Raw genomic sequence first — 25,059 nt, forward strand, 5'->3', positions numbered from 1 at the left:
TGGCGCGTCCTGGAGGATTCGAACCTCCGACCGCCTGGTTCGTAGCCAGGTACTCTATCCAGCTGAGCTAAGGACGCACATTGTTCTTTATTTGGATGCTAAACCAAATAAGCAAGAATGGCGGTGAGGGAGGGATTCGAACCCTCGATACGGCTATAAACCGTATACTCCCTTAGCAGGGGAGCGCCTTCGGCCTCTCGGCCACCTCACCGTCTTGCGGAGGCACATATTACTTTTTACCAAAAATATGTCAAACACTTTCTTGGTAAAAGCGACAAAAATCAAATCAACCGTTGGCTATTTAATCAAAGCGCTGTGAAATTAAACTTTTCTGTCATATCAGTGACTTCAAAGCATAAAAAAGGCCAGCAAAATTCGCTAGCCTTCCTTGTGATAATTAGTAGTTGCTAGGTGCAACACTACCATTACCTTTTTCAGCTTGAATGCGCATGTAGATTTCTTCACGGTGGACAGAAACCTCTTTCGGTGCATTCACACCAATACGCACTTGGTTACCTTTTACACCAAGAACTGTTACTGTCACTTCATCACCGATCATTAGTGTTTCGCCAACGCGGCGAGTCAAAATTAGCATTCTTTGCTCCTTGAGTAATCTCTGTATTATATTGCAACTACGCTATTATCCACTAAAAGTTATATTTTCGTAAACTATCTATTAGTGCGCTCTCACCCTAAAGAGACATGTTTTAGGTGGGAAGCTAATAGCTCATCTGACGTTATATAGGCCTCATGTAAAATATTGGCTGCCTTATCAACATGTAGTGGCAGCATAACTAGCATTAACGATTGTTTATCAACCGAAAGGGATTTCACTTCGATCCCTTGTTCTGCCAGTAATTCACATGAGCGTTCAACTAATTCCTGAGCCAGTAAACCTACCGTGGTCAATAAACTAACGGGCTCACTATTACGGATTTTTTCATTGAAAACCAGAGCTAATTTAGCACAAGCGTCTCGTTTTATAATGACACCTGTCCATTCTGCCTCTTCGATCACACTCCACACTTCCACACCGAGCATTTGGCACTGCTTGGCTAAACTCGGGAAATGATCATGTTGCACAGTAATAAGCGCCATGTCGCGTTGAATCGCAATGCCACATACTGCTTTATGACACTGCTCACCTTTGATTAGACTGCCTGCGTTTACATCAAAAGTAGACAATACGCGTAAAGGAACTTCATTTTCCCACGCATATTGCACACAAGGTAAATGCAGAACTTTAGCGCCTTTACGTGCCATTTCTTCCATTGACGGGAAATCAACGATCTCTAATTTTTGAGCCGTTGCAACCACACGTGGATCACATGTGTAAACACCATCCACATCAGTGAATATTTGACACTCATCGGCTTTAAGAGCTCCCGCTAGCGTCACAGCACTAGTGTCAGAACCTCCACGTCCTAAAGTGGTGATATCCCCATTCTCATTCACACCCTGAAAACCCGCTACCACCACAATATGATCTTGTGCCAGCAACTCGGTAATCGTTCGAGTATCAATCATTTTAATCGTCGCGTCATTGTGTTGATTATCGGTCACAATGTTCGCTTGAGCTCCGGTTAGTGAGCGAGCTGAATAGCCTAATTTATTGAGTGTCATCGCTAATAGCGCCATAGACACTTGCTCACCAGCAGAGAGCAAAACATCAAGTTCCCTTGCAGTTGGTACACTATCGATTTGTTGTGCTAAGCCCAACAGTCGATTGGTTTCTCCTGACATTGCAGAAACAACTACAACCACTTGATTACCATCATTCTTCGCCTTAATGATGTGTTCAGCGACGGTATGGATTCGTTCTATTGAACCCACCGAGGTTCCGCCAAACTTTTGCACGATAAGGGGCTTTTTCACCTATCTTCACCTTCCCAAGACCAAAGTCTCATTAGAACCAAATCGAAAGCAGAGCACTATGTTGAGTATCGATTCAGTAGTTACAAAAACAAAACCAAGCAGATAACTGGCTCGTATCCTATTGCGCCAATTAGACCACTTGGTTTGGTAAATAAAATTACGCCCAATCAAAAAACAGTGATTGAGCGTGACTTATTACAGCGGTTTATAGATGCTCAGCAATCCAAGCATCTACGGAAGCTAAAGCGCCAGGCAAGGTATTGAAATCCGTACCTCCCGCTTGAGCCATATCCGGACGGCCGCCACCTTTACCACCCACTTGCAAGGCAACCATATTGACCAGCTCCCCTGCTTTAACTTTAGCGGTAAGATCTTTGGTCACACCCGCAATCAAAGCCACTTTATCATCAGCCACATTACCCAGCATGATAATGCCACTGCCTAACTGATTTTTTAGCTCATCAACCATACCACGCAGCGCTTTGTTATCAGCGCCATTAAGTTGAGCAACTAGCACTTTCACACCCGCAATTTCTTTTACATTGCTGATCAGATTGGCACTTTCTTTCGCTGCAAGTTTATCTTTTAACTGCTGCAACTCTTTTTCCAAAGATTTCGCTTTAGCCGCCATTTCAGCCACTTTGACTTCATATTGAGCCTGCTGTTGATCCAATAGATCCAGCGCGCCTTCACCCGTCACTGCTTCAATACGACGAATGCCAGCTGCAATACCGCCTTCAGAAACTATTTTGAATAGGCCGATGTCACCGGTGTTACTTGCGTGAATACCACCACACAGTTCGGTTGAGAAATCACCCATCGACAATACACGAACTTCATCGTCGTACTTTTCACCAAACAGCGCCATGGCGCCTTTGGCTTTTGCCGCTTCGATGTCCATGATATTGGTTTCAATCGTGTGGTTACGGCGAATTTGCGCGTTCACTAGGCGTTCCACTTCTTTTAGCTCTGCGGGCGTCATGGCTTCTAAATGAGAGAAGTCAAAACGCAAGCTTTCCGCTTTTACCAATGAGCCTTTTTGCGCCACGTGCGAACCTAATACTTGGCGAAGTGCAGCATGCAACAAATGTGTGGCGGAGTGGTTCAGTGAAATTGCAGCGCGGCGCTTAGCATCAACAATGGCTTTCGCTTCATCGCCTTTGGCGAGTACGCCCTCGATGAGTTCACCGTGATGAGCAATGGCGTTGCCGAGTTTTTGTGTATCTGCAACTTTAAACAGGCCCGTGGCCGTTTGAATAACACCCGCATCACCACATTGACCACCGGATTCAGCGTAGAAAGGTGTTTCGCCCAAGATCAAAATCGCTTTATCACCCGCAGATAGAGTGTCAACTTCATTGCCGTCAACAAACATAGCGGCAATGCGGCTCTCGCCTTGTGTCGCGCTGTAGCCACAGAAAGCGGTATTGGTATCAACTTTAATGATTGCATTGTAGTCAGTGCCAAATTGGCCCGCTTCACGCGCTCGTTGACGCTGCTCTTCCATCGCTTTTTCGAAACCTTGTTCGTCAATGGTCAGCTCACGTTCACGTGCAACATCATTAGTTAAATCAGCCGGAAAACCGTAGGTATCGTAAAGTTTAAAGACAGTTTCACCATCCAGTACGCTACCCTCTAAATTATCGAGTGCATCATTGAGGATCGCCATACCGCGTTCAAGAGTGCGACCGAAATTCTCTTCTTCAATGCGCAGCACTTTTTCTACAAGCGCTTGCTGCTTTTTCAGTTCTTCACCAGCCGTTCCCATCACTTGTGCTAATGGGCCAACCAGTTTGTGGAAGAAGGCACCTTGTGCGCCCAATTTATTACCATGACGCACCGCTCGACGAATAATCCGACGCAGTACATAGCCACGACCTTCATTCGATGGCATCACACCATCCACAATCAAGAAAGCACAAGAACGGATGTGATCAGCAACAACGCGTAGCGATTGATTGGAAAGATCGTCATAACCCGTTACATCAGCGGCGGCTTTAATCAAGGCTTGAAACACATCAATTTCATAGTTTGAGTGAACACCCTGCATGATCGCAGAAATACGTTCAATACCCATACCGGTATCAACGGAAGGTTTTGGAAGTGGCTCCATCTTGCCATCGGCATGACGGTTAAACTGCATGAAGACGTTGTTCCAAATTTCAATGAAACGATCGCCATCTTCCTCTGCAGAACCAGGAGGACCACCCCAGATATGATCGCCATGATCGTAGAAAATTTCAGTACAAGGACCACACGGACCCGTGTCACCCATTTGCCAGAAGTTGTCTGACTCATAAGCTTTACCACCCGGTTTATCGCCAATGCGAATAATGCGCTCAGCCGGAATGCCTACTTTTTTGTTCCAGATATCAAATGCTTCATCATCGGTTTCATACACGGTAACCAGTAGACGATCAGCGGGTAACTTGAGTGTTACAGTAAGAAACTCCCACGCGTATGCAATAGCGTCTTCTTTGAAATAATCACCAAAGCTAAAGTTACCCAACATTTCAAAAAAGGTATGGTGACGAGCGGTAAAACCAACGTTTTCCAGATCGTTATGCTTACCACCAGCTCGCACACAACGTTGCGCCGTTGTTGCACGTGTATAAGCACGCTTTTCTAAACCAAGAAAACAATCTTTAAATTGGTTCATTCCTGCATTTGTGAACAACAGGGTTGGGTCATTAGCGGGGACTAATGATGAACTATCAACAATTTGGTGTCCTTTACTTTCAAAGAACGAGAGGAACGCGCGGCGAACCTCATCAGTGCTCATAAACATGCAGCTCTTCCTGAAATACTCAAGTTATAATTTTGCGTTATTGTAAAGCATGGACAAGAGTTCGACTAGTTTTCTTATAGAAAAGGCATGGCAGGAAATAAATTGCGGATCAGACGAAGAGTTAAGCTTCCGATGATGATAAAGCGTAGCTAATTTGCTCGAAGCTAAAGCCTCGATACTGCAAAAAACGCACTTGTTTGGCATGTTCTTTTGAACCTTTTTCCGCAGGTTCTCTGAATTTTTTTTCAGCCACCGCTTTTGCCAATTCAAACCAATCTTGAGGCTCTTGATATAAAGCGGTTTCAATATCATCGCTACTGACTCTTTTTTGGCTCAGCTCTTGTCGAATACGCCGCTCACCATGACCTTTAGTGACATGTTGTCTTATTTGACTTGCGGCATAGCGCAGTTCATCCAAATAATGGTTCTCAAGGCAGTAACTCATTGTTTGAACGATAATTTCCGTATCATACCCTTTACTAATGAGCTTTTGCTGTAGCTCATGCTCGCTATGATCTCGTCGGCTCAGCAATTGCAATGCGCACTCTTTGCACGATAACGTCGATTTGGATTTAGAGGAATACATACTGTCCCTATTGGTCATGGATAAAACAAAGCCCTGCATTGCAGGGCTTTGTTGAAATATAAACGTGGAGAAGATTACAACTCTTCTTCTTGAGGCATTTCGCTCAAAATAGGTTCTTCAACAATTAACTCGGCTGGATTGAGCAGCATTTCACGTAACTTAGTATCAAGAGCCATGGCTGCAGCTGGATTCTCTCTCAAGAATTTACAGGCGTTTGCTTTACCTTGACCAATTTTATCACCGTTATAGCTATACCAAGCGCCCGCTTTCTCAACCAATTTATGTTTCACGCCAAGATCAACCAATTCACCTTCACGGTTAAAACCTTGTCCGTAAAGGATTTGAGTATCCGCTTGCTTAAAGGGAGCCGCGATTTTGTTCTTCACCACTTTAATACGCGTTTCGTTACCCACGACTTCGTCACCCTCTTTGATAGAGCCTGTACGACGAATATCTAAACGAACTGAAGCGTAGAATTTAAGGGCATTACCACCTGTTGTGGTTTCAGGGTTACCAAACATCACACCAATTTTCATACGGATCTGGTTAATGAAGATGCACATGCAGTTGGACTGTTTTAAGTTACCCGTTAACTTACGCATCGCTTGAGAAAGCATACGTGCTTGGAGGCCCATGTGGCTATCGCCCATTTCACCTTCAATTTCAGCTTTTGGTGTCAGTGCAGCCACAGAGTCAATCACGATAACATCAATGGCACCAGAACGAGCCAAGGCATCACAAATTTCAAGCGCTTGTTCACCCGTATCAGGTTGTGAAACCAACAGCTCATCAATGTTGACACCCAGTTTTTTAGCATAAATTGGGTCAAGGGCATGTTCTGCATCGATAAAAGCACAGGTTTTACCCACTCGTTGTGCTGCTGCGATCAATTCCAGCGTTAAGGTTGTTTTTCCTGATGATTCAGGGCCGTAAACTTCAACGATACGTCCCATTGGTAAACCGCCAGCACCCAATGCAATATCCAAAGAAAGTGAACCGGTAGAAATGGTTTCAACATCCATTGTACGGTTGTCACCAAGGCGCATGATCGAACCTTTACCAAATTGCTTTTCAATTTGACCCAGTGCTGCGGCTAGCGCCTTCTGCTTATTTTCGTCCATTACTTTCTCCAAACTGTCGCTGTGGGTAGCGGCTCGTTAAATTTTTTATCGACTCTTTAGTCGCCAATTGGGGTTAATTATACTGTTGATTCATACAGTGTCTATAGCTGTATCGAAAAAATTTCGACTAGGTTCAATTTAGCTGCGATAAAAAGTGACTCACCACTTGTAATGCATGAGTAATCGCCTGCTTGCGCACCTGCGCTCGATCGCCTTTAAAACAAAGCGTCTCAGCTCGTTCCCAGCCCTGCTTAGAAGCCCATGCAAAGCATACGGTTCCCACTGGTTTTTCTGCGCTACCGCCATCAGGACCAGCAATGCCACTGATCGCGACACCAATAGTGGCTTGGGAATGCAAAAGTGCCCCTTGCACCATTTCGCGCACCACGGGTTCGGAAACCGCGCCAAAATCCACCAGTGTCTGTGTTTTGACGCCGAGCATATCTTGTTTAGCGAGGTTACTGTAGGTCACAAATGATCGTTCAAACCAAGCCGAACTTCCAGCAACCTCGGTAAGTGCAAATGCCACACCACCGCCAGTGCATGATTCAGCACTGGTGAGGATCTCTTTTTGTGCTAACAATTGCTGACCTAGTTGCTCACTTAATGCAAAAATCGCCTTCATTACGCCTTCTCCAAAACCACGTTATTTTCGCTTGAACCTTTATAGCAGATTGAATCTCCAGAAAACAGAATGGGCACGCAAGCGTACCCATTCTCAATCGTTCGTCCGTTGTATTTAGATCTCAAACATCAAACTATCTGCGTCTAAGAATGGCCAACGAATGGTGTGCGGAGTACTGCTCTCCCCACCAAAAAAGTATCCCACTTGTGGTGTAGCAAAGGTTTTGTCGCCTCGTGTGAGCGGTTGTTCACTCAATGCTCTATGGGTTAATTTTGCTTCCCATAATTGCTCACTCTCCCAGCCGACTGGCGCAAGTTCCACTCGCACTTCCGCGCCAACAGGATTGACAGAGACCACTTCAAAAGACAATGAAGCTTGGCTATTTTGTTTGTTCGATAGGCTCAACTCATGGCTGCGCACATACAACTTTCCTGATTGATTAATCGCGTGATCTTTCGGCGGTAAGATAAACGATTGGCCATTGACCCACTGCTCGTTATTCCAGTTGGCTTGGAATACATTCACATTGCCAAAAAAGTCAAAGACGAAGCGACTGTTCGGTTGAGCATAAAGCTGCACTGGCGAGTCGATCTGTTCGATGCGGCCATTGCTCATCACGACCACGCGATCAGAGAGTTCAAGTGCTTCATCTTGATCGTGGGTGACAAATACGCTCGTAAAACCGAGCTCTTCGTGCAAGCTGCGCAACCAGCGGCGCAATTCTTTACGCACTTTGGCATCCAGTGCGCCAAAAGGCTCATCCAGCAGTAGCACTTCCGGCTTTGTTGCAAGAGCGCGAGCCAAGGCGATGCGCTGCTTTTGCCCGCCGGACAGTTGTTCAGGATAGCGCTCAGCTAAATGGCCAAGTTGTACAATATCCAATAGCTGTTTGACTCTTTTGGTGATCTCCGCCGCCGCTGGTCTATGACGGCGATCCATCACTTGCAAACCAAACGCGACATTGTCGGCCACCGTCATATGACGAAAAAGTGCGTAGTTTTGGAACACAAAGCCAACTCGGCGCTCGCGGACGTGGACATGAGTCACATCGCGATCTCGAAAATGAATCGTTCCGCTATCAGCACCTTCAAGGCCGGCAATAATGCGCAACAAAGTGGTTTTGCCTGAGCCTGAAGGACCAAGTAAGCCAATCATCTCGCCATCATCAATCTGTAACGAGAGCGGAGAGAGCGCTTGAAATTGACCAAATTGTTTGGAAATGTTGTCTAAACGTATACTCATACCGTCTCTTGCTCTCTGTTCGTTTTTGTCTGATTGTTGTGTTGACGCCATTCAACATAAGCTTTAAAAACTAAGGTTAATAATGCAATGAAAGCCAATAGCGAGGCGCTAGCAAACGCCGCTTCCGATTGATAATCCTCATACAGTAGCTGCACATGTAGCGGTAAGGTATTAGTTTCACCACGAATATTGCCAGACACAACCGCTACTGCGCCAAATTCACCAATGGCACGCGCATTGGTTAAGATGACACCGTAAATCAGTGCCCACTTTATATTTGGTAAGGTGACGCGACGAAACAGTTGCCACCAAGATGCACCCAAAATAACCGCCGCTTCTTCATCCGAGCGGCCTTGCTGCTGCATCAGCGGGATCAGCTCACGCGCGACAAACGGGCAAGTCACAAAAACCGTGACCAATAAAATTCCGGGCCAAGCAAACATCACTTGCAGATCGCGCTCAAACAACCACTCGCCTAACCAACCGCTGCTGCCGTAAAGCAGTAAATACAGAAGGCCTGCAACAACCGGTGATACGGCAAACGGAATATCAATTAAAGTGGTTAATATTTTTCTACCCGGAAATTCAAAACGAGTCACTGCCCAAGCCAATAACACGCCGAACACTAAGTTAATTGGCACCGTGAGTAGCGCAACTAGTAGCGTTAAACCAATGGCATGACGCGTATCGGGTTCAATTAAATGACTAATATAAGTCGATAAACCACTGGCAAAAGCTTGCTTGAAAATGCTCACTAGCGGGATAATCAGCAACAATGCAACCCAAAACAGCGCAAAGCCAATCAAACTCCACTTCACCCAAGGTGCTTCACCGACTCGTAACGGTTGATGTACTTTCATCATCGGTTCCTTAACGTCCATGAATTCGACGCAGGTATGCGCCCTGCCATAGATTGATCAGTAGTAGCAGCGATAACGATGCCATCAATACTACCGAGGCAATGGCACTCGCCGCCGGAAAATCAAATTCTTGTAAGCGTACAAAAATCATTAATGAGGTAATTTCACTGACGTAAGGCATATTGCCCGCAATGAAAATCACTGCACCAAACTCGCCCAAACTACGCGTAAATGAGAGTGCAATACCCACCAATAGTGCTGGACTAATCGAAGGCATGATCACTTTCCAAAATACGGCGCTGTCTGATGCGCCTAACGTCATACCCGCTTCTTCCTCTTCTTTGGAGATCTCCTCCAAGACGGGTTGTACCGTGCGCACCACAAACGGAATACTGGTAAACGCCATCGCGACAACAATCCCCAAGGGGGTATAAGCCACTTTAATTCCAAGCTCGCCAAGTACGCTGCCCACCCAGCCATTGGATGAGTAAAGCGTCGCCAACGTGATGCCTGCAACGGCGGTAGGCAAAGCAAACGGTAAATCGACTAAAGCATCAAGAATACGTTTGCCATAAAAATCATAACGAACCAGCACCCAAGCGAGTAATAATCCTAGCAAGCCATTAAACAATGAGGCGATGAGTGCCGCGCCCACCGTTACTTTGTAACTGGCCAGTACACGAGGGTCAGCCACCACCTGCCAATACTCGGTGAGCGACATTTGGCTCGTCTGCATAATCAAACCACTGGCGGGCAATAGCAACACTAAGCTGACAAAAAACAGCGAAGTACCGAGGCTAATGCCAAATCCGGGCAGCACCCTTTTATGGCGTGGTCGAGATAAAGAAGCGGTGACGGAATGGCTCATAAACCCTCGAAACAAAACGGATGCCTAAGAAAACCACCCACACTCAGCGCAGGTGGCGATGACGAATTAACGACGTTGAAGCTGGTCAAGCTTCGCGCCATTGGCAAAATGAAGCTTCATGGCATTTTCCCACCCGCCAGCAATGCTCTCAACTGTTAGCAATTCAACTTCAGGGAAGCGATCAGCAAATTCTGCGTTCACTTTTTCATCATGAACGCGGTAATTAAACCCAGCCAGCAAACGTTGCGCTTCTTCACTGTACAGATAAGCGAGATATTCGTTGGCTACCTCAAGCGTGCCTTTACGCTTGGCATTTTTTTCCACCACGGCCACGGGAAACTCGGCCAAGATAGAAGTCTTAGGCACCACTACTTGATATTCATCCACGCCATACTGCTGACGAATATTGTTCACTTCAGATTCAAACGTAATCAGCACATCGCCAATGCCGCGTTCAACAAACGAAGTAGTCGCACCACGGCCACCAGTATCAAATACCGCGACATTGGCTAAAAATTGTTTGAGGAATTGATCCTGTTCGGCTTGGTTCTCTTTGCCAAAAGTCTTTTGTGCATAACCGACCGCGGCCAAATAGGTATAACGTGCATTGCCTGAAGTTTTAGGATTGGGGAATACAGAAGCCACATCAGCTTTAGCGAGATCACCCCAATCTTGAATATTTTTTGGATTTCCCTTGCGCACTAAAAATGCGGTCGTGGAGTAGTAAGGTGAGCTTGCATTGGGCAATTTTTCTTGCCAATTAGCATCGATAAGCTTGCCGCGATCGTGCAGCACCTGAACATCCGTTACCTGATTGAATGTCACTACATCGGCGGCTAACCCCTGCAAAATTGAGCGAGCTTGCGCAGATGACCCACCGTGCGACTGTTTGATCTCCACTGTTTGGCCTGTCTTTTGTTGCCAGTGTTTTTCAAACACTGGGTTATAAGAAGCAAACAGCTCGCGAGCGATGTCGTACGATGAGTTGAGAATGGTTTGATCCGCGGCCGAGACATTCAACGATCCTACGGCTAATAAGCTGGCTAAGGCTGACTTGATGAACTTCATATATTGCTACTCCCTAATCACTACGGCCAAAATGGCGTCCTTGGCAATTAGAGTATGAGGAAAATGAATTATAACAAAGAGGATAACTAGAACTTTTTGGAATAAACTCTAGCAATAAATTGTATGCCAATTACCAGCACGACTTTATATTAGTGCTCGGTAAGGTGGATACGTCACCTTACTCTTCCGAGTACAAAATTAAGGACAACATGATGGCGGACTTTCCAACGATTGAAGCATATGTCGGGCAAACGCCTTTAGTTCGCTTGCAGCGACTGGCGGCTCACACCTCAAGCACCGTATTGGTCAAGCTAGAAGGCAATAACCCAGCAGGTTCAGTCAAAGATCGCCCAGCGCTCAATATGATAGTGCAAGCAGAGCGTCGCCAAGAGATCCAACCGGGCGATACCATCATTGAAGCGACCAGCGGCAACACGGGTATTGCGCTGGCAATGGCGGCCGCCATCAAAGGCTACAAAATGATTTTAATCATGCCGGATAATGCCACCCAAGAGCGTAAAGACGCGATGAAAGCGTATGGTTGTGAGCTCATTTTAGTCAGCAAAGAGCAAGGCATGGAAGGAGCGCGCGATTTAGCATTAAAAATGCAAAGTGAAGGCAAAGGAAAAGTACTCGATCAATTCAATAACCCCGACAACCCGCAAGCTCATTTTGATTCAACTGGCCCAGAAATTTGGCAACAAAGCCACGGGGAAATCACCCACTTTGTCTCAAGTATGGGCACAACGGGCACCATCATGGGCACTTCTCGCTATCTAAAAACGCAAAATCCAGAGATAAGCATTGTCGGTTTACAACCAGCAGAAGGCAGTGCAATTCCGGGCATTCGCCGCTGGCCTCAAGCTTATTTACCCGGCATTTTTGAATCATCACGTGTTGATATGGTAATCGATATCGAAGAGCAAGATGCCATCAATACGGCTCGTGCTTTGGCAACCCAAGAAGGTATTTGCGCTGGCGTCAGCTCTGGAGGCGCCGTTTTCGCTGCGTTACAAATCGCGCAACAAAATCCCGGAGCGGTGGTTGTCGCCATCATTTGCGATCGAGGCGATCGTTATCTCTCATCCGGTCTTTTTTCTTAGATCAAATCTCCAACCCAATGGGCTAATCAGTGCTGAACGCGCTCATCACTTTTTAGCCCTTGGCTTTGCTTCCACATCAGCATCCCTTGATTGCTCAGCAATAGCGAAGTTTGTTATCCTCCAACTCTTTAAATGCATGTTCTGACGATTCTTTCTAACTCATGTCAGAGCTAAGACCGCTGCCATTCCTGTACGGTGGTCATTTTCACAGTCAGCCATTGATAATCGAGTGACGAATAACATGAGCAAATCCAGCGCATCTTCCGCCGAGTCTTCACCACAGCACACCCCGATGATGCGGCAATATCTGCAATTGAAAGCTGAAAACCCCGATATTCTGCTCTTTTATCGGATGGGCGATTTCTACGAGCTGTTTTACGATGACGCGAAACGCGCATCGCAATTACTGGAAATATCACTCACCAAACGCGGTGCTTCTGCGGGTGAGCCTATTCCAATGGCGGGCGTTCCCTATCACGCCGTGGAAGGTTACTTAGCGAAATTGGTACAGCAGGGCGAATCCGTCGCGATTTGTGAACAAATTGGCGATCCTGCCACCAGCAAAGGCCCCGTTGAGCGTAAAGTGGTGCGGATTGTCACGCCCGGCACGGTCACGGATGAAGCCTTGCTCTCTGAGCGAGTCGATAATTTAATTGCCGCCATCTACCACCACGATGGTCGCTTTGGCTACGCGACCTTAGACATAACTTCAGGGCGTTTCCAACTGAGTGAGCCTGAAACCGAAGAGGCGATGGCCGCCGAACTGCAACGCACCGCACCGCGCGAACTGCTCTTTCCTGAAGATTTCACACCTGTCACTTTAATGAGCAATCGCAAAGGCAACCGTCGCCGCCCTATTTGGGAATTTGAATTAGAGACAGCAAAACAGCAGTTGAACCAACAATTTGGTACGCGTGATTTAGTCGGTTTTGGCGTAGAACAGGCCAAACTGGGTTTATGCGCCGCTGGTTGCTTGATTCAATACGTGAAAGATACGCAGCGCACTGCACTGCCTCATATTCGTTCACTGACGTTTGATCGCCAAGATCACTCGGTGATCTTAGATGCCGCCACGCGCCGTAATTTAGAGATCACGCAGAACTTGTCCGGTGGCTTTGATAACACCTTAGCGGAAGTGCTCGATCACTGCGCCACTCCTATGGGCAGCCGTATGCTCAAACGCTGGTTACACCAACCGATGCGCTGTATCGATACACTGAATCAACGCCTTGATGCGATCGGCGAGTTGAAACAACTTACTTTGTTTAGTGAATTACAACCTGTGCTGAAACAGATTGGCGATATTGAACGTATTCTTGCACGTTTGGCATTGCGTTCTGCTCGCCCAAGAGACTTAGCGCGCCTGCGACATGCGATGCAGCAATTGCCGCAGCTCAGTGAAATACTGCAACCCTTGTCGCAACCCCACTTAGTTCAGTTAACTCATCATGTACAACCATTGGATGAGTTGTGCACACGGCTTGAGCGAGCGATCAAAGACAACCCACCAGTTGTGATTCGTGATGGCGGTGTGATTGCCGATGGCTACAGCGCCGAACTGGATGAATGGCGTGATTTAGCCAACGGCGCAACCGAATACTTGAATAAATTAGAAGCTGAAGAGCGCGAACGTCACGGCATTGATACGCTAAAAGTCGGCTACAACGCGATTCACGGTTTCTACATTCAAGTCAGCCGTGGCCAAAGTCACCTCGTTCCTCCCCACTATGTGCGCCGCCAAACGCTGAAAAATGCCGAGCGTTATATTATTGCCGAGCTAAAAGCGCATGAAGATAAAGTGCTCAACTCGAAATCAAAAGCACTGGCAGTGGAAAAGCAGCTTTGGGAAGAGTTATTTGACTTATTGTTGCCTCATTTAGAGCAGATGCAAAACCTTGCATCTTCGCTATCGCAGCTCGATGTGTTACAAAACCTTGCCGAGCGCGCTGAAAGCTTAGACTACTGTCGCCCGACCTTGAGTAAAGATCCGGCTATCCATATCCAAGCTGGTCGTCACCCTGTTGTTGAGCAGGTGATGAGTGAACCCTTCATTGCCAACCCAATTGAGCTCAACCCGCAACGAAAAATGTTGATCATTACCGGGCCTAACATGGGCGGTAAATCGACCTACATGCGCCAAACCGCATTGATTACTTTATTAGCGCATATCGGTTGCTATGTGCCAGCGGAAGCGGCACGCATCGGTTCGATTGACCGCATCTTCACCCGTATTGGTGCATCGGACGATCTCGCCTCTGGTCGCTCTACTTTCATGGTTGAAATGACCGAAACTGCCAACATTTTGCATAATGCGACACAAAATAGCTTGGTATTGATGGATGAAATTGGCCGCGGCACCAGTACCTATGATGGGTTATCACTGGCTTGGGCAAGTGCACAATGGCTCGCAAGCCAAATTGGCGCGCTAACGCTATTTGCCACTCATTATTTTGAGCTGACCGAGCTGCCAAACCAGCTACCTCACTTAGCCAACGTGCATTTAGACGCCGTGGAACATGGCGATAGCATTGCCTTTATGCATGCGGTTCAAGAAGGTGCGGCAAGTAAATCTTACGGCCTAGCAGTGGCAGGTCTTGCTGGCGTGCCTAAAGCGGTGATCAAAAACGCGCGCGCTAAACTGTCGCAGCTCGAGTTATTGAGCCAACAACAACCAAATAACAGCAAAAGCTCAACCGTAGATATTGCTAATCAACTCAGTTTGATCCCAGACCCAAGCGAAGTCGAACAGGCATTAGCAGCTATTGACCCTGACGATCTAACGCCTCGCCAAGCATTAGAAGCGCTTTATCGCTTGAAGAAGCTAATGTAACAATCTGATATTAAAAATAAAAAAGGCATCGATTTTAAGTCGGTGCCTTTTGTGCTTTTATGCTTTTATGCTTTTATGCTTTTATGCTTTTATGCTTTTATGCTTTTATGCTTTTATTAAATAGTTTATAAATCAATGACTTATTAATCAATAACGTTATCAATCAAGCTCTTGTTGAACCAACCTTTAGTCGTATTCAACATTAAACAGCGCTTCCATGTTCAAGCCTTGTTTAACCAAGATCTCTCTCAAACGACGTAGGCCTTCCACTTGAATTTGACGAACTCGTTCACGGGTTAAGTTAATTTCGCGCCCGACTTCTTCTAAGGTGGACGGTTCATAACCTAATAGCCCAAAACGGCGTGCAAGTACCTCTTTTTGTTTTGGGTTCAGTTCATCTAACCAATTCAGTAGTGATTCACGGATATCATCATCTTGCGTAGAAATTTCAGGATCAGAGTTGTTCGCATCTGGGATAATATCGAGTAGTGCTTTGTCACCATCGCCGCCAATCGGCGTATCGACAGAACTGATACGCTCGTTCAGACGCAGCATTTTACTGACATCTTCGACTGGCTTATCCAGTTGGAACGCAATTTCTTCTGCGGTAGGTTCGTGATCTAACTTCTGCGATAGCTCGCGAGCCGTGCGAAGGTAGATATTCAACTCTTTAACGACGTGAATTGGCAAACGGATAGTGCGCGTTTGGTTCATTAATGCACGTTCAATGGTTTGACGGATCCACCAAGTAGCATAGGTTGAGAATCTAAAGCCACGTTCTGGATCAAATTTTTCTACCGCACGGATCAAGCCTAAATTACCCTCTTCAATTAGATCGAGTAAAGCCAAACCACGATTACCATAACGGCGAGAAATTTTAACGACCAAACGTAAGTTACTTTCGATCATGCGTTTACGAGCAGCTTCATCGCCTCTCAGTGAACGACGAGCATAAAGTACTTCTTCTTGAGCTGTTAATAATGGAGAAAAACCAATCTCGCTAAGATACATCTGTGTTGCATCTAATGTGTTGCATCTAAGCTTTTTGTTGACGCATCAAACCCTTCTTTGGCATCTTCGATTTGAACATCGTCATCGCTTTGGCTTTTAGTGGTGGTGAGTTCTTCATCAACCTCAATCGAATCCATGATCTCTTGGTCTTCAAACTCTTCGACTTTCGTTACTGCATTGCTGATACTCATAGCGCCTCCCCCTGGCGAGCTAGCAAGACATTACTACTTTCTAATGTCGCTACATGACTCTTTCAAGTATGTTTACGGTAAGTAGCGTTTTGGATTCACCGACTTACCTTGATAACGAATTTCAAAGTGTAAACGAACACTGCTGGTTCCTGAGCTGCCCATGGTTGCTATTTTTTGGCCAGCCTTAACACTTTGTCCTTCTTTTACCAGTAACCGATCGTTATGAGCATAAGCACTGAGGTAGTTATCATTATGTTTTACAATCACAAGATTGCCATAACCTCTTAATGCATTTCCCGAATAGACAACGGTTCCTGCAGCAGTTGATAAAATGGATTGACCACGCTGTCCTGCGATGTCGATCCCTTTATTTCCTTGATCGCCTGCTGAAAAATTTTTAATTATTCTCCCTTGTGTCGGCCATAACCATTTTGAAACTTTATCATCTTTTGGTTTAGCAAAGGTTACATTAGCATTAACATTTTGCTTACCTTTTGAATCAACATACTCTTTTGGTTTCGATTGTTCAACTACCTTAGGAGGATCTTTTTTTGCTACTTTGGTCGATGAACTTGCGGCATTGGATCCACCATTTTGATTAGATTTTTTACTCACTCCGCCTACAACCATTGGTGGAGGAACTAGGCCAGCCATTGTGCTAGCAGGGGTTGCGGCCGCAATGACTTCTGTTACACCAGTACCACCGTAAGCAGGAGGCGTGTAATTGGGGATCCATAATTTGAGTTTTTGACCAGGATGAATGGTGTAAGGTTTTTTTAAATTATTGAAACGAATCAAGTCGTTTACATTTTTATCTGTGACATAAGATATAAAATAGAGCGTATCGCCTTTTTGCACTTCGTAAAAACTGCCGCGATAACTACCACGAGGAATGGCATTATAGTCTTTATTGAGCCCAGAAACGGGTGCAGGAGTATGAGCAGCACATCCGATAAGGACGCTACTAATTAGCACCATTATTACTCTGTTTCTTAGGTTACTCATCATCACTAAGCTAAATCACCGGCAACTAAAGGGACAAAACGCACCATCTCAATGATATGGTAAATAAAATCATCGCCTTGGCGAACTATTTTCAATAACTGCTGATCACTACTGCCAACCGGGATCACTAAGCGGCCACCTTCCGCAAGCTGATCAAGCAGAGCATTTGGGACAAATTCAGCCGCCGCCGTAACAATGATCGCATCAAAAGGGGCTTTAGCATCCCAGCCCAACCAGCCATCACCATGCTTAGTCGAGACGTTATAAATATCCAATTGCTTTAAACGACGCTTGGCACCCCACTGTAATGACTTGATCCGTTCAATCGAATAGACGTGCTCAACTAATTGGGCAAGCACAGCAGTTTGATAACCCGAGCCAGTGCCAATTTCTAAGACCTTACTCTGCGGCTCAAGTTCTAAAAGCTGCGTCATTTTTGCCACAATGTAAGGTTGTGAAATCGTTTGTCCTTGGCCTATCGGCAAGGCATTGTTGTCATAGGCTTGATGCATCATCGCCTGAGAAACAAAGCTTTCTCTTGGCAAACAATGAATGGCATCCAAAACGGTTTGAGCTTGGATACCATTCGCGATCAGAAATTCAATTAATCTGTCGGCATGTGGATTGGCCATTACCCTTTTTCCTTCAACCAGTTATCCATACTTGGCAGTGACTCATGAGCCGTGAGATCAACCTGCAACGGCGTCAAAGAGACATAGCCATGCTCAATCGCATAGAAATCAGTCCCTTGCCCTGCATCTTGCTCTTTACCCGGAGGACCTAACCAATAAATATCATGCCCACGAGGATCTTTCTGCTTAATCATACTTTCTGCGTGATGGCGAGCACCTAAACGCGTCACTTGAATACCCGCTAACTCCTCAAACGGACGATCTGGTACGTTCACATTCAATAATCGATTGGTTGGGATTGGGGCATTGAGATGCTGTTCGACCAACTGGCGCGCTATCTGCGCTGCTGTAGTAAAATTAGCCGTCCCGACCAGTGAAAACGCGATCGCTTGCACCCCAAGAAAATGCCCTTCCATCGCCGCCGCAACCGTGCCCGAATAGAGCACGTCATCGCCCAAATTCGCACCATGATTGATGCCTGTCAGCACCAAATCAGGCAGATCATCTTTGAGCAGTTCATTGAGTGCAAAATGCACACAATCGGTTGGTGTGCCTTGCACTGAATAGGTATTGGGTGCAATGAGATCCACACGAAGCGGCTGCTCTAATGTCAGCGAATTGGAGGCTCCTGACCGATTACGATCCGGCGCGACAATCACGATCTCGGCGAGATCCGCCAGCGCGCGTGCTAGGGTATTTAAACCTTGCGCGTATACACCATCATCATTGCTTAATAAAATCTTCATCGAGTTTTTTCCTTAGAACTCGCGTTCAACCGCTATCTCTTCAACCAATTCACGAATGACTGAGGTAGCAAAACTTCCTGCATCTAAATCAAAACGTAACGTCACATTGTCTTGCTCAACTGTCCAAGAAAGATTCTGCGGCTTAAGCATCACCGCCCGGCGCTCATGACGCATACGATTGCTGCGGATCAGTGCCATCAAGTCAGGTTCAGCATCGAGGTGAACTTGTTCTAAAGCTAAAGCCTCGCCTTGCGTCGGTAGTGCGTTATCGCCCGCCAAAGCAGCACTTATTTGCACTTCATTCAATGCGAGTTTGTTATTGATATCGGTAAGATTCGCCAAGGTGACTAAGGTCGTTTGATCCCCCTCAAGTGCGATATCTCCTTCGATAAATTGGTGTAACTTATCTTGCTCGATACGGGCAGAGACAATTTGGTTGAAAATCCACGAACGAGCCGCAGAGAGATACAAACTGCGCTGATTTTGGTTACGTGAACGCACGTTCTCTTTTCCCCAGCGACGCGCCTCACTGAGGTTATTGCCGTGATTGCCAAAACGTTGGCTACCAAAATAATTAGGCACACCGTGCGTGGCGATGTGCTCTAATCGCGTCACTACTTCGGCGCTGTCGGTGACTTCAGAAAGCGTGATTTCAAAATGATTGCCAACTAAATCACCGGGGCGCAACTTTTTATTGTGACGCGTAGTTTCCACAATTTCGATGCTCGGATATTGAGCCAAAAACTCGGTGAAATCTGGCGTCTCACCTTTTGGTAAATGCACACTGAGCCACTGCTGCGTGACCGCATGACGATCTTTCAGACCAGCCCAACTCACATCTTTTGATTTCACACCACATGCTTTGGCCAATTCATTGACCACAAAACTGGTATTTTCACCGGTTTTACGAATATGAACCATTAAGTGCTCGCCGCTTCCTGCCAGTTCGAATCCTAAGTCTTCAATCACTTTAAAGTGCTCTGGCTTGGCTTTTAGTTTGGCTTTAGCGGCTGGTTTACCACAAAGGTAAGCCAATGAAGATAATATATCTGACATGTTTTCATCCGTCGCTGACGCGAGTTGGCGGTAATAATAAAAACAGCGACGCATGAGCCGCTATTGCGCGTTACTGAGCGTGCCATTCATTGGCGGTAGTCCATCAATAACGTGTTTTTACATAGTTTTTACATAGAAGGAGAGGCAAGTGAATTGCCATTACCTCTTCAATTTGGGTCGTTTTATTAAGGCGATATTATGCTTTGATCAACCGTGCATTTAATCTGTAGTGCATTTGATCAATAAGACAACCGCTTCGCAAGCAATACCTTCTTTGCGCCCAGTGAAACCAAGGCGTTCGGTTGTGGTTGCTTTGACGTTAATATTATCTAGCGTCGTTTCAAGATCTTGCGCAATGGCAACGCACATCGCTTCAATATACGGCGCCATCTTCGGCGCTTGCGCGATAATGGTGACGTCGGCATTTCCTAAACGGTAGCCTTGCGCTTTCACACGGCGATAGACATCTTTCAATAATTCACGGCTATCTGCCCCTTTCCATTTATCATCGGTATCGGGGAAATGGCGGCCAATATCACCTGCAGCAATCGCGCCAAGCAGCGCATCACTTAAAGCATGCAAAGCGACATCACCATCGGAATGAGCAATTAAGCCTTGTTCATAAGGAACGGCAATTCCCCCAATGATGACTGGGCCTTCACCGCCAAACTTGTGAACATCAAAACCGTGGCCAATTCTAATCATGGTTATTTCCTATTGCGGCTAGTGAGGAAGTACGACCTAAGTAAAACTCAGCTAAAGCGAGATCTTCGGGTTGCGTAATTTTGAGATTATCCGCCCGCCCAGCGACCAACGCTGGATGTAACCCTTGCCACTCCATTGCGGATGCTTCATCGGTGATGATGACTTGCTGATCTAACGCATCCGACAAAGCCTCAAAAAGCGGCTTGGCTCTAAACATCTGGGGGGTGAGTGCGTGCCATAATGCGACGCGATCAACGGTATGATCAATGTTGTTTTCGCCATCAGCACGCTTCATTGTGTCTCGAACGGGTGCAGCTAAAATCGCACCTACCGGATGCTCTTTAGCCGTCGTAATCAATCGGTCAATATCTGCAAAAGTAAGACAAGGCCGCGCTGCATCATGCACGAGAACCCATTCACCTAGGGAATTAGCTAAAACATATTGCAGCGCCGAGAGCACCGAGTCGGCTCGCTCTTGACCACCGCTGACGCGAATAACATTGGGATTAGTGGCTAATGGCAGAGCAAAATAGTAAGGATCATCGTCACTGACGGCGACAACAACGCGATCAATATTAGGGTGCGCGAGCAGCGTCGCTATTGTGTGTTCGAGAACGGTTTTGTTGTGTATGGTTAAATACTGTTTCGGACGATCCGCTTGCATTCGGCTGCCAACACCAGCAGCCGGTACAATCGCGGTAAGAGAAAGCGTACTGTGCGGCATTTATTGACTATCCTCACCGACCAATCGATAGAAAGTTTCACCTTCTTTTATCATTCCTAATTCATGACGCGCTCGCTCTTCAATCGCGTCCAATCCTTGTCGTAAATCATCAATTTCGACGAACATTTCCGAATTTCGTAGCGTTAGGTTTTCGTTTGCTTGTTGCTGCAGGTCAATTTCATCGACAATGGTTCGATAATCAGCAATGCCATTTTTACCGAGCCACAAATCGTACTGTAATAAACCGAATAATAACGCCAATGTCACCGCAAAAAGTCGCATCACATCCATAACCATTCAAAACGCTCACTATGAAAGAGAACGTAAACGATAAACAAAGCGTGCTGTTTAAAAAAAGTGACGCTTTAACACAGCACGAAAATGATGGCTATTTATATCACAAGCCTTTATTTAACTCATCATTAGGAACGCAAATAAGCCGCCACCCAGAATTAAACGGTAAATGACAAACGGAGTCATACCCATTTTAGAAATCAGTTTTAAGAAGAAATGGATACAAATATAAGCACTGATAAAAGAGGTCAGGATACCCGTCATTAAGAAACCGAAATGCACAGGCTCGCCACTGGTCACCAGCTTTAACCCTAAATAACCACCCGCCAAAACAATGATAGGAATCGACATCAAGAAAGAAAAACGTGCGGCCGCTTCACGAGTAAAACCAAGATACAACGCCGCAGTGATGGTCGCTCCTGAGCGAGAGGTACCGGGGATCACCGCAACCGCTTGTGCCAAACCAATCATCAGCGATTTTTTCCAATCGGCTTGGTATTCATCATCCGCTAATGGCGCGTTTTTATCGACATACCACAGTAATAGACCAAAAATAATAGTGGTGGTTGCTATCACCCAAGCACTGCGTAGGTAGATCTCGACAATATCTTTCATGAAAAAACCAAAAATACAGGCAGGAATGGTTGCTAGTACGATCATCCATGCCAGTTTCGATTCTTTACTGCGCTCGCCTTTAAAAATCGAGGAAAAAAAAGCGTGCAGTAAAGTCACCACTTCTTGCCTAAAATAGATAACCACAGCGGCTAATGTGCCGACATGCACCGCCACATCAAAGGCAAGACCTTGATCCTCCCAGCCTAAAATGGCTGAAGGCAAAATCAAATGGGCGGAGCTGGAGATAGGTAAAAATTCGGTTAAGCCTTGAATCAAAGCCAAAAAAAACGCTTCTAAATAACTCATTACTGACTCTTATTAATTAATGTCAAACCAAAGTTTGACAGGGGTGAGCGATTCTAAGTTGATCGCCTGTTGCCATATTTGACGCACACTACGACCATCATTGGGAACGATCCGTTCCGGTGACAAATCGTAAAGTGGTTGTATGACAAATGGATATTTAAAGATATCACTGCGTGGCAGTTCAGGATCTTGCGCTGAAATTTCTTCACCAAACAAGATGATATCGAGATCTAAGGTGCGATCTTGAAATTTTTTCGCCTGCGGATCGCGCCCCCATCGAGATTCAATCGCTCGAAGTTGCGCCACGAAATCACTCAACGAAAGCCTTGTTTCCAGCGCAACGACTAAATTATAAAAAGCCGCACTATTGAAACCAACCGATGCACATTCGTAAATGGTCGAGATCTGTAGTTGATTTCCGATGATCGACAATTCCTCGATGGCCGCTTCGATATGTTTACGTCTTTCAATATTAGAACCGACGCCAACATAGACCGTCGTCATGCATGGCCTAGTTCAATGATAACGCCAACACTGGATGCCTGTGCAACCGCGCCAGGCTTGGCTAAACGAATTTTGACCCAAGGAACAGAAAAGCGCTGCATGATAAGCTCTGCTACTTCTTCTGCAACACGCTCTACCAATAAAAAGCGACCATTTTCAATATGTGCGATCACCGCTTGACTCACTTGTGCGTAGTCTAACGCATCACTTACATCATCACTTTTAGCTGCGGGTTGATTGTCGTGCGCCATTTCGATGTCGAGCACTAATTTCTGCTTGATCTCTTGTTCCCAATCATACACGCCAATGGTGGTGATCACCGTCAGCTGTTCAATAAAGACTTTATCCATTTTTGCGTCTCTTCCTCTAGAGGTCGGATACCCTAATTGCGTAAAAAATCGTACTATTTTGCCTAATCGCGATATCATATACCCAAACTGAGTCGAGATGCGAAATCCAAAACATTTTTTTGCTTTTCATCATGGTTAACAATGGCTTGTGAACTTGCTTTAGGGCATTTCCACTGCAGAGGTACTTATGACACCACTCGCACTGATAATGATCATTTCTGCCTATTTACTGGGTTCGATCTCAAGTGCGGTGTTGATCTGCCGTTTATTACGCCTGCCCGATCCTCGCGATATGGGCTCAAATAACCCCGGTGCAACTAACGTATTACGCATTGGCGGAAAAAAAGCCGCCATCGTGGTACTGCTGTGTGACATGCTCAAAGGCACCATTCCAGTATGGGGCGGCTACTATTTGGGGATTGATCCCATTCTATTGGGCCTAGTCGCCATCGCCGCTTGCCTTGGCCATATGTACCCTATTTTCTTTCATTTTAAAGGCGGAAAAGGCGTTGCAACAGCACTGGGAGCCATCGCACCGATCGGTTTAGATCTCACCGCACTTATCATATTGACTTGGGTCAGCGTTGCATTTTTATTTCGCTATTCATCCTTAGCGGCTTTGGTTACTGTGCTGCTCGCGCCGTTCTACACTTGGTTGATCAAACCGCAATATACCTTACCGGTAGCAATGCTATGCTGCCTCATCGTGTTTCGTCATCACCAAAATATTAAACGGTTATTTGCTGGCACAGAGCCGAAAGTGGGTGAGAAAAAAACGCTTGGTTCTTGAGCTCGCTTCGATGATGGATAAACCCGCTTGCAAATAACGTCAATGACGAATAAGCAAAAGGCCTCTTACGAAGCCTTGTTTGATCAAGCATGACACGACAATAAGGGAATACTAGCTAAGTGCTTTTTCCAAGAAACGGGTCAACATGGCGGTAACGTATTCAGGTTGTTCTAAATTACTGATATGCCCCGCATTAGCAATAACCTCTAACTCGCTGCCGTGAATAGCATCCTTCATTAAGTAAGCTTCAAGAGGCGGGCGAGGCATATCTTCAGCGCCAGCTGCAATCAGTACTGGCAACCTCAATTGCTCCACCTCTTCAATCATGTCACGACGACCGAAGATCATTTTCCCCAACCGAGCCACTTCCACCGCTTGTTGACCAGTAAGCGCCGATAAATGTTTCTTGAATCCAGCCACTAATGCCGGAGATTGCTGCTCGCCATCTTTTGAAAAAAACAATCGGTACAACTGCATCAACAATCGGTGCAGGAACTTGCTGCATCGCCGCAATCGCATCGAGCATGGCAAAATATTTTGCATGGCTGACTTCAGGCTCTAGACCAACAAAGGTATCCATCATCACTAATGATTTCACGCGCGCAGGCGCAAGAACGGCTAACTCGGCCCCCCACATTCCGCCTACAGAAAGACCAATGATAGAAAACTGCTCAATCGATAAGTGGTCCATCAAAGCCAAAATATGCTGAGCATAATCTTTCAGTGTGTTCATGGATGACGGTGCGAAATCTGACTGACCATGCGCCCATAAATCAGGCACGATACAGCGGTAGTGTTGACTCAACGCTTCCACCTGAGGTGCCCACATTGCGCTGTCCCACAAATAACTGTGACCGAAAACAAGTACGTCACCTTGCCCTTGGTCCAAATAACGCATCTGGCAATCATCAATAACAAATGTTTTCATTGTGAAATCCAATTAGTAAAATGAAACCAGATAGTACCATTGAAATGAGCGATAACAAATGTTTTCATTGTGAAATCCAATTAGTAAAATGAAACCAGATAGTACCATTGAAATGAGCGATAACAGCTCAGAGCAGAATGTAAGCAATGGCTAATTAAAATCAATATAGAACGCCACAGAAACGGAAGTACCAAAGAACAAAACGGCCTCTAAAAAGAGACCGCTGCGCACCCGCT

At 46.0% G+C, this 25,059-nt stretch carries 25 protein-coding genes, 2 tRNA genes and 1 pseudogene; 3 read left to right on the forward strand and 25 right to left on the reverse strand.

The window, feature by feature from the left end; all coding sequences use genetic code 11:
• The 12 genes from VOR_RS0114610 to cysP all read right to left on the reverse strand — a co-directional run bounded on the left by VOR_RS0114610 (position 1) and on the right by cysP (position 11,033).
• Positions 1–77: transfer RNA gene (locus VOR_RS0114610), tRNA-Arg, on the reverse strand.
• A gap of 41 nt (positions 78–118) precedes the next feature.
• A tRNA-Ser gene (locus VOR_RS0114615) sits at positions 119–211 on the reverse strand.
• 186 nt (positions 212–397) lie between these two features.
• The gene (gene csrA / locus VOR_RS0114620; protein ID WP_010320440.1) at positions 398–595 is read right to left on the reverse strand and encodes a carbon storage regulator CsrA; all 198 of its coding nucleotides are present in this window, start codon (positions 593–595) and stop codon (positions 398–400) included.
• Between the two features lie 92 nt (positions 596–687).
• Entirely contained in the window at positions 688–1,875 is a 1,188-nt protein-coding gene (locus tag VOR_RS0114625) for an aspartate kinase (RefSeq protein ID WP_010320441.1), read from the reverse strand.
• Positions 1,876–2,080: 205 nt separating this feature from the next.
• Positions 2,081–4,663, reverse strand: coding sequence for an alanine--tRNA ligase (gene alaS / locus VOR_RS0114630; protein ID WP_010320442.1), 2,583 nt, complete (start codon positions 4,661–4,663; stop codon positions 2,081–2,083).
• Between the two features lie 121 nt (positions 4,664–4,784).
• A complete protein-coding gene (gene recX / locus VOR_RS0114635; RefSeq protein WP_029627243.1) occupies positions 4,785–5,288 on the reverse strand; it encodes a recombination regulator RecX in 504 nt (167 codons plus the stop codon).
• 35 nt (positions 5,289–5,323) lie between these two features.
• Entirely contained in the window at positions 5,324–6,370 is a 1,047-nt protein-coding gene (gene recA, locus VOR_RS0114640) for a recombinase RecA (protein ID WP_010320444.1), read from the reverse strand.
• Between the two features lie 133 nt (positions 6,371–6,503).
• Positions 6,504–6,995: a nicotinamide-nucleotide amidase gene (gene pncC / locus VOR_RS0114645; protein WP_010320445.1), complete on the reverse strand. Its 492-nt coding sequence runs from the start codon at positions 6,993–6,995 to the stop codon at positions 6,504–6,506.
• A gap of 114 nt (positions 6,996–7,109) precedes the next feature.
• Positions 7,110–8,237: a sulfate/molybdate ABC transporter ATP-binding protein gene (locus VOR_RS0114650; RefSeq protein WP_010320446.1), complete on the reverse strand. Its 1,128-nt coding sequence runs from the start codon at positions 8,235–8,237 to the stop codon at positions 7,110–7,112.
• On the reverse strand, positions 8,234–9,097 hold the full coding sequence (gene cysW / locus VOR_RS0114655) for a sulfate ABC transporter permease subunit CysW (protein WP_010320447.1): 864 nt from the start codon (positions 9,095–9,097) through the stop codon (positions 8,234–8,236). Before cysW ends, VOR_RS0114650 begins: the two co-directional genes overlap by 4 nt.
• A 10-nt stretch (positions 9,098–9,107) precedes the next feature.
• Positions 9,108–9,965 (reverse strand): sulfate/thiosulfate ABC transporter permease CysT, encoded by an 858-nt coding sequence (gene cysT / locus VOR_RS0114660; protein ID WP_010320448.1) that lies wholly within the window; start codon positions 9,963–9,965, stop codon positions 9,108–9,110.
• Positions 9,966–10,031: 66 nt separating this feature from the next.
• Positions 10,032–11,033, reverse strand: coding sequence for a thiosulfate ABC transporter substrate-binding protein CysP (gene cysP, locus VOR_RS0114665; protein ID WP_010320449.1), 1,002 nt, complete (start codon positions 11,031–11,033; stop codon positions 10,032–10,034).
• Positions 11,034–11,245: 212 nt separating this feature from the next.
• On the opposite strand from cysP, the gene cysM reads away from it, so the two are divergent.
• Together cysM and mutS are read left to right on the forward strand one after the other, a co-directional pair.
• Entirely contained in the window at positions 11,246–12,136 is an 891-nt protein-coding gene (gene cysM / locus VOR_RS0114670) for a cysteine synthase CysM (RefSeq protein WP_010320450.1), read from the forward strand.
• A gap of 241 nt (positions 12,137–12,377) precedes the next feature.
• Positions 12,378–14,966: a DNA mismatch repair protein MutS gene (mutS, locus tag VOR_RS0114680; protein WP_010320451.1), complete on the forward strand. Its 2,589-nt coding sequence runs from the start codon at positions 12,378–12,380 to the stop codon at positions 14,964–14,966.
• 186 nt (positions 14,967–15,152) lie between these two features.
• On the opposite strand, the pseudogene rpoS reads toward mutS, so the two are convergent.
• The 11 genes and pseudogenes from rpoS to folB form a co-directional block, all read right to left on the reverse strand.
• Positions 15,153–16,168 (reverse strand): annotated as a pseudogene (gene rpoS, locus VOR_RS18000) (RNA polymerase sigma factor RpoS).
• 72 nt (positions 16,169–16,240) lie between these two features.
• On the reverse strand, positions 16,241–17,173 hold the full coding sequence (gene nlpD / locus VOR_RS0114690; RefSeq protein ID WP_029627245.1) for a murein hydrolase activator NlpD: 933 nt from the start codon (positions 17,171–17,173) through the stop codon (positions 16,241–16,243).
• 5 nt (positions 17,174–17,178) lie between these two features.
• Complete coding sequence (locus VOR_RS0114695) at positions 17,179–17,805, reverse strand: protein-L-isoaspartate(D-aspartate) O-methyltransferase (RefSeq protein WP_010320453.1); 627 nt, start codon at positions 17,803–17,805, stop codon at positions 17,179–17,181.
• Positions 17,805–18,551 (reverse strand): 5'/3'-nucleotidase SurE, encoded by a 747-nt coding sequence (surE, locus tag VOR_RS18795; RefSeq protein ID WP_010320454.1) that lies wholly within the window; start codon positions 18,549–18,551, stop codon positions 17,805–17,807. Before surE ends, VOR_RS0114695 begins: the two co-directional genes overlap by 1 nt.
• A 12-nt stretch (positions 18,552–18,563) precedes the next feature.
• Positions 18,564–19,607 carry a tRNA pseudouridine(13) synthase TruD gene (gene truD, locus VOR_RS18800; RefSeq protein ID WP_010320455.1) on the reverse strand — a complete coding sequence of 348 codons (1,044 nt, stop codon included), beginning with the start codon at positions 19,605–19,607 and terminating at the stop codon, positions 18,564–18,566.
• Between the two features lie 219 nt (positions 19,608–19,826).
• Positions 19,827–20,312 (reverse strand): 2-C-methyl-D-erythritol 2,4-cyclodiphosphate synthase, encoded by a 486-nt coding sequence (gene ispF / locus VOR_RS0114710; RefSeq protein WP_010320456.1) that lies wholly within the window; start codon positions 20,310–20,312, stop codon positions 19,827–19,829.
• Entirely contained in the window at positions 20,305–21,036 is a 732-nt protein-coding gene (gene ispD / locus VOR_RS0114715) for a 2-C-methyl-D-erythritol 4-phosphate cytidylyltransferase (protein ID WP_010320457.1), read from the reverse strand. The genes ispF and ispD overlap by 8 nt, the downstream gene beginning before the upstream one ends.
• Positions 21,037–21,318 (reverse strand): cell division protein FtsB, encoded by a 282-nt coding sequence (ftsB, locus tag VOR_RS0114720; protein WP_010320458.1) that lies wholly within the window; start codon positions 21,316–21,318, stop codon positions 21,037–21,039.
• A gap of 129 nt (positions 21,319–21,447) precedes the next feature.
• Positions 21,448–22,251, reverse strand: a complete 804-nt coding sequence (locus tag VOR_RS0114725; protein ID WP_010320459.1) for an undecaprenyl-diphosphate phosphatase — start codon at positions 22,249–22,251, stop codon at positions 21,448–21,450.
• Between the two features lie 12 nt (positions 22,252–22,263).
• The gene (gene folK, locus VOR_RS0114730) at positions 22,264–22,755 is read right to left on the reverse strand and encodes a 2-amino-4-hydroxy-6-hydroxymethyldihydropteridine diphosphokinase (RefSeq protein ID WP_010320460.1); all 492 of its coding nucleotides are present in this window, start codon (positions 22,753–22,755) and stop codon (positions 22,264–22,266) included.
• Positions 22,752–23,105: a bifunctional dihydroneopterin aldolase/7,8-dihydroneopterin epimerase gene (gene folB, locus VOR_RS0114735; protein WP_010320461.1), complete on the reverse strand. Its 354-nt coding sequence runs from the start codon at positions 23,103–23,105 to the stop codon at positions 22,752–22,754. Before folB ends, folK begins: the two co-directional genes overlap by 4 nt.
• A 187-nt stretch (positions 23,106–23,292) precedes the next feature.
• On the opposite strand from folB, the gene plsY reads away from it, so the two are divergent.
• The gene (plsY, locus tag VOR_RS0114740; RefSeq protein WP_010320462.1) at positions 23,293–23,895 is read left to right on the forward strand and encodes a glycerol-3-phosphate 1-O-acyltransferase PlsY; all 603 of its coding nucleotides are present in this window, start codon (positions 23,293–23,295) and stop codon (positions 23,893–23,895) included.
• 111 nt (positions 23,896–24,006) lie between these two features.
• Here plsY and VOR_RS19225 read toward each other — a convergent pair whose 3' ends face one another.
• Together VOR_RS19225 and VOR_RS18005 are read right to left on the reverse strand one after the other, a co-directional pair.
• Positions 24,007–24,243 carry an alpha/beta fold hydrolase gene (locus tag VOR_RS19225; RefSeq protein ID WP_350303903.1) on the reverse strand — a complete coding sequence of 79 codons (237 nt, stop codon included), beginning with the start codon at positions 24,241–24,243 and terminating at the stop codon, positions 24,007–24,009.
• Positions 24,224–24,823 (reverse strand): alpha/beta fold hydrolase, encoded by a 600-nt coding sequence (locus VOR_RS18005; protein WP_350303904.1) that lies wholly within the window; start codon positions 24,821–24,823, stop codon positions 24,224–24,226. The genes VOR_RS19225 and VOR_RS18005 overlap by 20 nt, the downstream gene beginning before the upstream one ends.
• Positions 24,824–25,059: the final 236 nt, after the last annotated feature.

It is taken from the genome of Vibrio ordalii ATCC 33509, from assembly GCA_000257205.1.
Lineage (GTDB): Bacteria > Pseudomonadota > Gammaproteobacteria > Enterobacterales > Vibrionaceae > Vibrio > Vibrio ordalii.